This is a genomic window from Amycolatopsis palatopharyngis (assembly GCF_003385185.1).
Lineage (GTDB): Bacteria > Actinomycetota > Actinomycetes > Mycobacteriales > Pseudonocardiaceae > Amycolatopsis > Amycolatopsis palatopharyngis.
Window position 1 is genome coordinate 1 of the sequence record NZ_PQHZ01000092.1, and the last position, 11,530, is coordinate 11,530.

The 11,530-nt window shown below is 70.9% G+C and carries 10 protein-coding genes and 1 pseudogene; 10 read left to right on the forward strand and 1 reads right to left on the reverse strand.

The features are described from left to right. From D0C15_RS33020 to D0C15_RS33030, 3 genes are all read left to right on the forward strand, one after another. Positions 1–398: tyrosine-type recombinase/integrase (locus D0C15_RS33020; protein WP_162830371.1), on the forward strand; the 398-nt coding region annotated here is incomplete at its 5' end. Further along, positions 399–722, forward strand: coding sequence for a helix-turn-helix domain-containing protein (locus D0C15_RS33025; protein ID WP_116051977.1), 324 nt, complete (start codon positions 399–401; stop codon positions 720–722). Positions 723–728: 6 nt separating this feature from the next. Then, positions 729–2,345, forward strand: a complete 1,617-nt coding sequence (locus D0C15_RS33030; RefSeq protein ID WP_116051978.1) for a site-specific integrase — start codon at positions 729–731, stop codon at positions 2,343–2,345. Here D0C15_RS33030 and D0C15_RS33035 read toward each other — a convergent pair. Then, positions 2,261–3,100, reverse strand: coding sequence for a serine/threonine-protein kinase (locus D0C15_RS33035; protein ID WP_245976503.1), 840 nt, complete (start codon positions 3,098–3,100; stop codon positions 2,261–2,263). The genes D0C15_RS33030 and D0C15_RS33035 overlap by 85 nt on opposite strands. 1 nt (position 3,101) lies before the next feature. Between D0C15_RS33035 and D0C15_RS33040 the strand changes: the two genes are divergently transcribed. From D0C15_RS33040 to D0C15_RS33070, 7 genes and pseudogenes are all read left to right on the forward strand, one after another. Beyond that, positions 3,102–3,290, forward strand: a complete 189-nt coding sequence (locus D0C15_RS33040; RefSeq protein ID WP_116051979.1) for a hypothetical protein — start codon at positions 3,102–3,104, stop codon at positions 3,288–3,290. 643 nt (positions 3,291–3,933) lie between these two features. Next, on the forward strand, positions 3,934–4,980 hold the full coding sequence (locus D0C15_RS33045; protein ID WP_245976504.1) for a sigma-70 family RNA polymerase sigma factor: 1,047 nt from the start codon (positions 3,934–3,936) through the stop codon (positions 4,978–4,980). Between the two features lie 212 nt (positions 4,981–5,192). After that, on the forward strand, positions 5,193–5,513 hold the full coding sequence (locus D0C15_RS33050) for an Mbov_0395 family pilin-like conjugal transfer protein (RefSeq protein WP_116051983.1): 321 nt from the start codon (positions 5,193–5,195) through the stop codon (positions 5,511–5,513). A 3-nt stretch (positions 5,514–5,516) separates the two neighbouring features. After that, on the forward strand, positions 5,517–7,790 hold the full coding sequence (locus tag D0C15_RS33055; RefSeq protein ID WP_228714293.1) for a TrbL/VirB6 family protein: 2,274 nt from the start codon (positions 5,517–5,519) through the stop codon (positions 7,788–7,790). Then, entirely contained in the window at positions 7,787–9,016 is a 1,230-nt protein-coding gene (locus D0C15_RS33060) for a PrgI family protein (RefSeq protein ID WP_116051980.1), read from the forward strand. The genes D0C15_RS33055 and D0C15_RS33060 overlap by 4 nt, the downstream gene beginning before the upstream one ends. A gap of 6 nt (positions 9,017–9,022) precedes the next feature. Further along, the gene (locus D0C15_RS33065) at positions 9,023–10,993 is read left to right on the forward strand and encodes a VirB4 family type IV secretion system protein (protein WP_116051981.1); all 1,971 of its coding nucleotides are present in this window, start codon (positions 9,023–9,025) and stop codon (positions 10,991–10,993) included. A gap of 66 nt (positions 10,994–11,059) precedes the next feature. After that, a pseudogene (locus D0C15_RS33070) lies at positions 11,060–11,530 on the forward strand (type VI secretion protein); the annotation flags it as partial.

The window sequence follows — 11,530 nt, forward strand, 5'->3', positions numbered from 1 at the left end:
GCGCCGATCGGACGCTGCGCTGGTATATCGAGGACGTGTGGGGACACTTCGACGACGACCACACCCGCCCGGGCGCACCGCTGTTTCCCTCCGAGCGATGCAACGGCGACGGCTCGTGCTCTCGGGTCGGTGACGACACGCTGCGACGCGGACTCGGCGCCGCAGCGACGAACCACCTGCCGAACTGGCCGGGCAAACTCACCCCGCACGTGCTGCGGCACTACTGCGCCTCTCAGCTCTACCACGAGGGCATGGATCTCATCGCGATCCAGGAGCTGTTGGGGCATTCTTGGATCGCCACGACGATGCGCTACGTCCATGTCCACCGGACCCGGATCGAAGATGCCTGGGCTGCTGGGCAGTTGCGGGCGGCGCGACGGCTGGAAGGGCTGATCTGAGTGCGCTGGAATCTGCGGCTCGCGGCGGCAAACCGCGGCATCTGGAAGGCCTCGGAGCTGCAGCGCAGCCTCGCCGAGCGTGGCTTGGTGATCTCGGCCGGGAAGATGTCCGGCTTGTGGTCGGGCCAGCCGGCCTCGATCAAACTCGACGACCTCGATGTCATCTGCGCGGTCCTGGGCTGTCAGGTCGGCGAACTGCTGCTGCCCGAACCGGAGAAGGTCGCGCAGCCGGGCGACGCGGAAAGCGCACCGGCTGCGGCGGTGTCGGGTGCCGCTCCCGTGGTGCCCCGGCGGCGGGACGGCCGCTCGCTGCCCCCGGCGTGATCGCTGGTGCATGAACATCGCGACGCGCGCAGTTGCGGCACCTGCTTCGCCTGGGGCGTGCTCTGGCACGAGGCAACGTGCAGGCCATGCTCGGATTTCGCCGCCCGCCACCTGGAGGTCGCCGACTGCGGTGCCTGCGGACGCCGACTGCCGCTGATGAAGGGCCATTGCCGACCGTGCTGGGCGCAGGCTCAGCTGGATCGGCCGACCGGTCCCAACACGATGCTGCTGCCCTACGTCCGGCAGGTACGGCACCACCAGCTGTGTTTCGCCGGGATGCCGCTGCAGCGCACCGCCCGTCCGCGCACAGAAGCTTCCGAGGCCATGCCGGTGATCGCGACGCGGCCCGCGCCTCGGGGGGTGCAGTTGCTGCTGTTTCCCGATCTGCGCCGCGCCTACCGCTACGGCATGGTCGACCGGCGGGACCGGCAGACCCCGGCCAACCCGTGGCTGTGCTGGGCGCTGCACATCGCCGCGACGATGGCCGAGGCCCGTGGGTTCAACCCCCAGCTGACGCGGACCTTGACCCGCAACCTCACGATGCTGCTGACGCGCTATGTCGAGGGCGAACTGATCCGCTACTCGAGCTATCACCCGGTGCTGACCGGCCGCTGCTCCAGCCTCGCCCAGACCACCGAGGTCCTGCAGTCGATGGGCATCCTGCTCGACGATCGCCACCTTGCCTTTGCCCGCTGGCTCGAGGCGAAGCTCGCGGACATCGCCCCGGGAATCCGTGACGACACCCGTCGGTGGGTTCAGCTGATGCACATCGGTGGCCCACGCACCCGCGCCCGTAGTCATCGGACCCTGCGCGGATACATCGACCTGCTGCGGCCGGTCCTGCTGGACTGGTCGGCCCGCCACGACCATCTGCGCGAGATCAGCCGGGACGAGGTCATGACCGCGCTCAAGCCCTTGCACGGCATCCGACGCCAGATCACACTCGTGGCGTTGCGGTCGCTGTTTTCCTGGGCTAAACGCCGGGGCGTCGTGTTCGCCAATCCCACCAGCCGCTTTCATGTCGGCGACGTCGATCGCGGAGTCCTGCAGCCGCTCACGACCGTCGAGATCGCCCGCACGGTTCGCGCCGCGACGACACTCCAGGCACGCGTCTTCGTCGTCCTCGCCGCCGTGCACGCCGCCCGACCAGGCGCGATCCGCGCGCTGCACCTGTCCGATGTCGACCTGGGGAATCGGCGCGTCACTATTGCCGGGAGGAGCCAGCCTCTGAGCGAGCTGAGCCACCAGACGTTGCTCGCATGGCTGGACCACCGTCGGCAAAATTGGCCGAACACTGCCAACCCGCACCTGATGGTCAACGCCATGACCGCGATCGGCACAGGACAGGTCAGTCACGTCTGGGCGAACCGGACCCTGACCGGGTTGCCCGCGTCCCTGGAGCGGCTGCGCATCGACCGACAACTCGACGAGGCCCTCGTCAGCGGCGCTGACCCGCTGCACCTGTCCGAGGTGTTCGACCTCGACGCCAAGACCGCGGTCCGCTACGCAACATCCGCCCGCCAACTCCTCAAACGGCCTCACGAAGACGCCTCGTCCAGTTGCGTGCGAACCGACCGGTCCGCACCGAAAGATCCGGTCAACCCACCCGTGGGTTCGTCCTGAAAACCCCTCACTTCGCATGAACTCACGGGGCTCGCGGGTTGTGCGAACGCGAGGACATCGCCGTGCGCGCGAAGGTGCGGTGCGGGCAGTCCGCGCACCGCCGCGCGGTGCCGGGTGCGGTCATATTCGGCGGCCACGGTCGCAGTCGGCGCGGCGCGCAGGCGCCCTTTCTCGACGGGGGTGTGCAGGGCGACGATGTGCTGTAGGTAGAGCAGATCGGCGTGCTGGCAGGCGGCCACGATCGCGCCGGTCGGGTCGACCAAACGCCCCCGCGTCCAGTCACTGTGCGTATACACCGCGAAGATGCCGCCCGAGCGCAGCCGGTCCGCTGCCAGCAGCGCGAGCCGGTCCAGTGACACCGTCTCGGCGGCACGGGCGGGCACTGACACGAGCACCAGATCCGCACGCGCGCCGCGCGCCGGAGCGGACGCGTCCGCGTTGTCGAGGGCTCCGGTGCTCGCCGGGAGCGACGGTGTTCCGGCAAGCGCCGCGGACGGGTCGGCGGAGTCGGTGACGAGGTCGGCCCAGAACGGCCGCGACGACGCGGCGGGCACGTGCGTGCGTGGGTCGAGAGTGAGCGTCTCGGGGGTTCGGTCGAGCGCGCGCACCGCCTCCCGCGCCGTGGCCACCGACTCCGCCCCAGCCGTCGTGACGCCGTCGGTGGCAGGGGTCGTGACCATGGTCGGCGCGGTGTCGATGTCGACCAGAACGACATGTGCGCCGGGGTCGGTGAATGCCGCCGTGAGGGTCTTCACGATGGGCACCGGCCACGCCGCGTGGGCGTCGATCGGCTCGGGCCCGCATGTCCACACGGTGGCCGGAGTTGGCGCCGTCGACGAGGGCACCCGGCGACGGCGCGACGGCGACGGCGCGCCTTCGGGACGCGAGGTCGCGCGGGTCCCGCCGGCGCCCGCCGCGGCGGTGCGCGTGCGGGCTCCGGGGTAGGGGGCGCGATCGCCACCGCGCCGGGTGCGCGGCGGGCGAGTCGAGTCTGTCCGGCGACCAGGACGGCCGTCCGGGGACTGCGCGCGCTGGGTCATGAGAAGCCTCCTGAAAGTGAGTGCCGCCGGTGCGTTCCCGACGGTGGATGCGGTCACCGGCTAACTCCGGAAAAAAGGCCATTTGGAGACACTCGCTCCCGGAAAAGTTCACAAAACTTCCGAGATTCAGGACAGCGAACGTCATTCCGCCTGGTCGGGACAAAGAATCGCGACTTCGCCACTCAGGTGATGATCTGTCCCCCTATTCGCCGAGGCTTCGCGAAGGGTTGCAAGAACTTTCCCGTCGCACCCTGCTGCGCGCATCCACACCTCCGCCTGTAACGCAAAGCGCTTGAAGCGACACGCTCGGTTACCCCTGCTAACGCGTGTCAGCGCAGCTCAAGGCCATAACTGTGGGCGCCTCAAGCGCTGCAACCCCGTCCGAAGGTCACGTTCGTCGATCTTCGGCAATGCACGCGCAGCTGCGCTTGAGGCGCCCTTTGATGCGCTTGTGAGGCGGCCGGGAGGCGCTTTTGAGGCGGTTTCGAGGCGCCCTGGATGGCTCTCTGGTGGGGCACCGATTCCGCCTTTACCAGGGAGTAGCCAACATGGATTCGTCGTTACCGGAAACCGATCACGAATCGGGCGTTTTCTCTCTTCGCCGCAGTGACGAATACGCACGGGAAGACGGGGTGTTCGACGTCGCCGCCTCGACCTTAGAGTGGCTGGTGACCGGCCCGCATCCGGTGTGCGTGGACGGCGCTTCGATCCTCGGGCTTCCCTCCCGTCCGATACCGCTGGACGAACTCGGGGCGCTGCTGTTGACAGAGGACTGCACCCAGGCGACCCGCGACGCGACGTGGACCTATCTGATCGCCCGGGCGCGCGCGGAAGGCGGGACCTGGACCATGGCGTGCGTCGGCCTGGCGATGCCGGTGCTGCTGCCGGTCGCCGCGCAGCTGACCAACCGGTTCCGCGGTGACAAGCACGACATCCACGCCGCCGTTCTGACCGGGTTCCTCGACGGGCTCGGCGAGGTCGCTCTGGATCGCCCGGCGATCCTCGTGCGACTGCGGTGGGCGGCTTACCGCGCCGGATACACCGCGCTGCGCGAAGCCCTCGACGCCGCGCCGCCGATGGAGGACATCGGCTTCCGCTCCACTCCACCACACCGCCCGGGCGGACACCCCGACCTCGTGCTCGTGACCGCCGTGCGCGCGGGCGTCATCACGACCGACGAAGCCGCGCTGATCTCGGCCACTCGCTTCGGGGAACTGTCATTGACCGAGGCCGCGCACGCGCGCGGCGAGCCGTACAAGGCAGTTCAGAAAACACGTCATCGCGCCGAGCAGCGACTGACCCGCTACCTCACCGAGCCAGTCGACGAGCCCGCCGACGACACCTCCCCACCGGCCCCGGACACCAGCTATCGCGGCCACCCCAGCGGGCCCCGGCACCCAGCCCTGCGTCTCTCCCACACCCATCGGCAACGGCTACGCACCGTGACACGCCTGAGTCCGGAACTGGCGAAGAAATTCGTGCGCCCGGTGTCTCCAAACGCCCCGAAATCCGGAGTTAGCGCACGCGGGACCCAACTGCCCGCACACCCGCCCCGCCGCTCGGCGCTCACTCAGGAGGCCCGCTCATGCGACTGACACCACATCGCCACCGCCATCTCCGCCCGCCCGCACGCCGTACGGCACCGCGCCGTCCCGGCTCCTCGACTCCCACGCAGCGACCGCGTCCGGCACCTCCCCAGTCCGCGACCGCAACCACCCACCACATCGGGAGTCGCTGCGCGGGCTCGGCCGACACCGCCCCCGCGCCCGGGCGGCCACGGCCAGGTACGCGCCACCCCCGTGTCGTCCTGCTCCTCGGGTGGCTGGTCGCCGCCGGGCTGCTGCTGACGTCCTCAGTCGCGCGAGCGGAGACGGTCCAGATCGTCGCACTCGCGCAAACCGTTGACGAGGTCCTCAACAACATCCGCAGCTGGATCATGGGGATCCTCGCCGGGGTCGCCGTGGTGTTTTTGACCATCGGCGGGCTGCGCTACCTGATGGCCTCCGGCGACCCGGGCGAGATCGAGAAAGCCAAGGGCGCGTTCAAGGCCGCCGGGATCGGCTTCGGCCTCGCCGCACTCGCCCCGCTCGTGGTCGAGATCCTCAAAGGCATCGTGGGCGGGGTGTGACCCATGACCGCACAGCGCCACCCCCCGTCAGCCCGGCCACGCGCCCTCGCCCGGCGCCACGCGATGACGTCAGGCGTGCGTCCTGCCCGAGCCACCGATTCGGGCAGCGACACCAGCACCGCGAGCATCGGGCCCGGCCGCGACGAGCGGCTCATGGTCGGGGCGCCGACGGGTCGCGCGAGGAGCCGTCGCGGACACGGCGGTGGGGCACAGTGGCTGCCCCCACGTCGCTGGGCCGGCGCCCTCGCGGTGCTGGTGTCGCTGCTGGCGACCCTCGCCGGAATCGCGCTGACCGCCTCGGCCGCGCCCGGCGGTGCACTCACGCCCAGGGCAGCGGCGGCACCGCTGGTGCCCGCGCAACCGCCGGTACTGCCGTTGCCTCCGGTACCGCAACCTGACTGCGGCCCGGGCTCGGGCGACCCCGCGTGCATGCTGCCCACCGGCCCCCAGGAGCCGACACCCTCGGGGCTGCCGAGCACTCCCCTGGTGCCGCCGCCGTCACAGCCGCCGGTGTCGTGTTTCCCGGGTGCCTTGATGCCCGAGTGCGGCCCGCTCGGCGGCACTCCGCCGCCGACAACATCCGTGCCCGCGCCGTGTGAAGGGCCGAACTGCATTCCGCAGCCGACCCCGATCGACCCGCACGCGCCGGGCAACCTCCCGACGCCGGGCACGGGCAGCGGAGACCGGCCCGATGAGTGCGGGCTCACCGACCCGATCGCCTGCGTCACCGAGGGCATCGACAGCTTCTTCCGCAGTGTGGTCACCGACGCACTCAACCCGCTGCTGGAGTTGCTGGGCCAGACGCTGCTGACCACGCCCGAGCCGAGCTCACTGCCCAGTGTCGGACAGCTGTGGACCGAGTCGTGGCAGATCCTGCTGACGGCCTACGTGATCATCGTGCTCATCGCCGGGATGGTCGTCATGGGCTACGAGACCCTGCAGACCCGCTACACCATCAAGGAGATCGGGCCCCGGGTTGTCATCGGGTTTCTCGCCGGAACTCTGAGCTTGTTTCTCGCGACCAAGACGATCCAGATCGCCAACGCCCTCGCCCACGCGGTGATGGGTTCCGGTGTCAGCCCGGAGGCGGCGGGCAAGGCGCTGACCGACATGGTGCTCAATGCCCTCAACGGCGGCGGACTGTGGCTGATCTTCATCGGCTTGGCCCTCGCGGTGATGATCATCGTTTTGCTGGTCACGTTCATCGTGCGGGTGATGGTGACGATCCTGCTGATCGCCGCCGCCCCGATCGCGCTGATGTGGCACGCCCTGCCCCACACCGAGGGCATCGCGCACGCGTGGTGGAAAGCCTTCGGCGGGGTGCTGGCCATCCAGGTCGGCCAGTCGCTGGCGCTGGTGGTCGCGTTGCGGGTCTTCTTCGCGCCGGGCGGGTTCACCGTGTTCGGCCCGACCCTGAACGGGCTAGTCAACCTGCTGATGTGCTTGGCGCTGATGTGGGTGCTGATCAAGATTCCGTTCTGGTGCCTGCGCCCGGTGAGCGGCGGAGGACGCTCGATGCTGGGCTCGCTGGTGCGCGGCGCGATCGCCTACAAGACCATGGGCCTGCTCGGCGGCGCCAGCTCCCTGTTCGGCGGCAAAGGCGGCGGGCCCCGAGTGCGCGGCGGCGGTGGTGGTGCTCCGGCGGACCCGCCGGTCACCCGCTCGGGCCAGTTCATGCTGCCGATGCGAGTCCGCCGCACACGCCCCGGGCCGCGCCGGTCACCGCGCCTCGGCGAGCTGGCGGACACCGGCCCGGGAACGGACCGCCGGGCAGGTCCGGGGCAGATGTCGCTGTTCACCACGCGCGGCTCCGGGGACGAGCAGACGGTGTCGGCGAACCCGCGAGCACTGCCGCCCGACGATCTCCCCGGCGCGCTTCCTCGCGATCAGCTCGGGTTGCCGATCACCACGCGGCGAGAGCCGGATCGCGTCGGGCGCCGGGCGTTGGCCGACGACCTCGCCGAGCACGCACCGGCCAGCCCGCCCCGGCAGACCGGCCCAGGGCTGATCACCCCGTCCGGGCAGATCAACGGCGCCGCCCGCGCCCCGCGTCGCCCGACGCGCGATGCCTACACCGGCAACCGGCCACTGGCCTCGGGCCAGTACCCGCTGCCGCTCGGAGTCCGACGCCAGCCCAAACCCACGCCACCGCCACCGGCCAAGGACGCGGGCGCCTCAGCGCCGCCGCCGAAGCGGCGCGCCGGAACGCAACTGCCCCTGCCCTTGGACCTGCCCGGTCGCCGGGGCCCCAGAAGAAGTGAGGACCGTGAGCCATGACTTCTCCCGTGCGTGTGCCCGCCGACGTCGACCGCCCGGACCGGGTGCTCGGGCCCCTGACCGCCCGGCAACTCGCGATCCTCGGCGTCGCCGGCCTCCTGCTCTACGGTTTCTACTCGCTCACCCGCACCGTGGTGCCGCTGCCGGTGTTCCTCATCGTCGCCCTGCCCGTCGGGATCATGGTCACCGTGCTGGCCCTCGGGCAGTGTGACGGGCTGTCCCTGGACAAGCTCGCCCTCGCCGCCGTGCGCCAGCACCTGTCCCCGCGGCACCGGGTCGCCGCGCCCGAAGGCGTGCGCGCGGCCCCCGCCTGGCTGAGCGCCCAGCAACCCGACACCCGCACGCGAGGTCGCCGTGCACGACACCCGGCGACCTCAGCGGGCGCCGAACCGGTGTCCCCGGCACCGCTGGAACTCCCCGCCAGCGGCGTGACCGACACCGGCGCACAGGCCGGGGTCGTCGACCTCGGCACCGACGGGCTCGCGGTCATCGCCGTCTGCTCGACAGTGAACTTCAGCCTGCGCACGCCCGGGGAGCAGGAGGCGCTCGTCGCGTCCTTCGCGCGCTACCTGCACTCCCTGACCGCGCCGGTGCAGATCCTGGTGCGGGCCGAACGGCTCGACCTCGCCCCCCAGATCGCCGAGTTACGTGCCCGTGCCGGCGGGCTGCCGCACCCGGCTTTGGAGGCCGCCGCGCGGGATCACGCGGACTACCTCGCCGAGCTCACCGCGCACGCCGATCTGCTGCGCCGTCAGGTGCTGCTCGTGTTGCGCGAACCGTTGCGTACCGGCCCGGTGCCCGCCTCCGCGTCGAGCGTGCTGCCGTGGCGACGCCACCGCAACGACGACGAGAAGCGGATGGACGACGGGGTGCGGCAAGCGGCCGAGCAACGGCTGGTGCGGCGTCTCGGCGAAGCCATCGACCTGCTCTCCCCCGCCGGGATCGTGGCCACCCCGCTCAATGCCGCCGCCGCGACCGGCGTGCTGGCGGCGGCCTGCAACCCCGACACGTTCCTGCCGCCCTCGGCGCAGCTGGCCGGAGCCGACGAGGTCGTCACCGCCACCACCACCTTCACCGACCTCTACGGCCCCGACGATGCCGACCTCGCGGCGGTGTCTCGCCCGGTCCGCCCCGGGCCGTCGCGCTCCGGCCGCTCGCAGGCGGCGGGGCCGTGGCTGCCGGTGGACGAGGACTGGGACTACGACGACGAGATCGAAAGCAGGTAGACACCCATGGCCCGCACCAGACACCACGCCCCGGCCGCCTGTCCCGGAGCGGAAGCATTTACCCCCGACTCGTTGTCGGTGTCCGCGCGGCACTTGGAGGTCGGCAACGAGTTCGTCGCGAGCTTCGGGGTCACCGGGTATCCGCAGGAGGTCTATCCCGGCTGGCTCGCGCCGCTGCTGACCTACCCGGCGCGGTTGGACGTATCGGTGCATGTGCAGCCGGTCGATCCGACCACCGCCGCCAGCGGACTGCGCAAGCAGCGCGCCAAGCTGGAATCGTCCCGCCGCCACAGCGCGCGCCATGACCGGCTCGACGACCCCGAGCTCGACGCCGCAGCCGAGGACGCCGCCGACCTGTCCCGGCGCATCGCCCGCGGCGACGGGCGCCTGTTCCGATTCGGGCTGTACCTCACCGTGCACGCACCCGACGAGACCGCGCTCGCCGAGGAAGTCTCGGCGCTGCGGTCGCTGTGCGCGTCGCTGCTGCTCGACGCCAAACCCGCGACCTACCGGGCGTTGCAGGGCTGGGTGAGCACCCTGCCAATCGGGCTGGACCCGTTGGGGTTGAAGAGGACATTCGACACCGCGGCCGTGTCGGCCGCGTATCCGTTCACCTCGCCGGATCTGCCGCCGACCGACCCGACGACCTCGGCGCCGTCCGGGGTGCTCTACGGCTACAACATCGGCTCGTCCGGGCTCGTGCACTGGGACCGGTTCGCCTGCGACAACTACAACTCCGTCGTCCTCGGACGCAGTGGCGCGGGTAAGTCATATTTCGTGAAGCTCGAGACGCTGCGCAGCCTCTACCGCGCCCTCGGCGACGACGAGGACGGATGGGCAGCCGACGGGGTGCAGGCGTTCGTCGTCGACCCCGAGGACGAGTACGCCCGCCTCGCTTCTCAGGTCGGCGGGACCTATGTGCACCTCGGCGCGGGCGGGGTGCGGCTGAACCCTTTCGATCTGCCCGTGCACACCGACGCGCGCGGGCGGCGCACCGCGCCCCAGGACGCGCTCAAGCGGCGAAGCCTGTTCCTGCACACCGTCCTGGCCGTGCTCTTCGGTGCCGAGGTCACCGCCGCCGAACGCGCGGTGCTCGACACCGCGATCACCGCCACCTACCACCGTGCGGGCATCACCGACGACGCCCGGACGTGGACGCGCCCGGCGCCGCTGCTGCGGAATCTGCGTGACGTGCTCGCCGCCTCCGGCGACAGCGGTGATCGGGTGGCCGCCGATCTGGCCGCCCGGTTGCACCCGTTCGTCGACGGGTCGTTCGCCGACCTCTTCGACGGGCCCACCACCGCCACCCCGGACGGGCACCTCGTGGTGTTCTCCCTGCGGGATCTGCCCGACGAGGTGCGCGCGATCGGCACTCTGCTCGTGCTCGACGCCGTCTGGCGCCGCGTCTCGAACCCGGCCTCCCGGCGGCCCCGGCTGGTGGTGGTCGACGAGGCGTGGCTGCTGATGCAGCAGCCCGAAGGCGCGAAGTTCCTGTTCCGCATGGCCAAAGCCGCCCGCAAACACTGGGCGGGCCTGACCGTGGCGACGCAGGACACCGCCGACGTGCTCAGCAGCGACCTCGGCAAAGCCATCGTGAGCAACGCGGCCACCCAGGTTTTGTTGCGCCAGGCGCCGCAGGCCATCGACGAGATCGCCGAGACCTTCGACCTCTCCGCCGGAGAGCGGCAGTTCCTGCTCTCGGCCGAGCGGGGCCAGGGTCTTCTCAGCTCGGGGACGCAGCGGGTGGCGTTGGAATCGCTGGCCTCCCCCACAGAGAACTTCCTGATCACCACAGACCCCGCCGAACTCGCCCGGTTCGCCGAGGAGGACCCCGACGCCACCGACAACGGTCTCGCCGACGCCTACATCGACCTCGGCCCCGCCGACACAGCCGACACCGTCGCCACAGGCACCGATGCGGAGCTCGACGGTGACGAGTTCGACGACGCAGGCCAGGTCGACCTCGATCCGACGTGACCGGACCCCGGCGCAGCTGTCGACCTTTCCTTGTCGCGCACGACTTTTCTTGAAGGGAGTCCCGCTATGGCTACGCGCGCTGCGGCATCGCCGGTGAGGCAGAACTGGGTGGGCGACTACCTGCGCGATCCCGGCGGCACCACGCTCGACCTGCTCGCCGCCTTGCGTGAGTGGGCACTGGTGTGGGCGCCGGTCGTCGTTCCGGTCCTGGCTGTGACGCTGGCGGGCGTCGTCGTGGCGCGCCGCTGGTGGCGCGCGCGTCGCCACGCCGTGTTGCAGGTCGATGCTCGCAGGATCACCGTGCTCGCCCCGCCCACCGTCGATCCCGCCGGCGCAGCCGCGGTCTGGTCCAACCTCGTCGGGCTCCTGCGCCCGGCCTGGCGACGGTGGTGGGCCGGGCAACCCCACCTGGCGATGGAGTACGTGTTCGGCGAGCACGGCGTCACCGTGCAGTTCTGGGTCCCAGGCCCCATCCCCCCGTCCTTAGTAGAACGGGCAGTCGAAGCCGCCTGGCCCGGCTCCCACACCCGCACCACC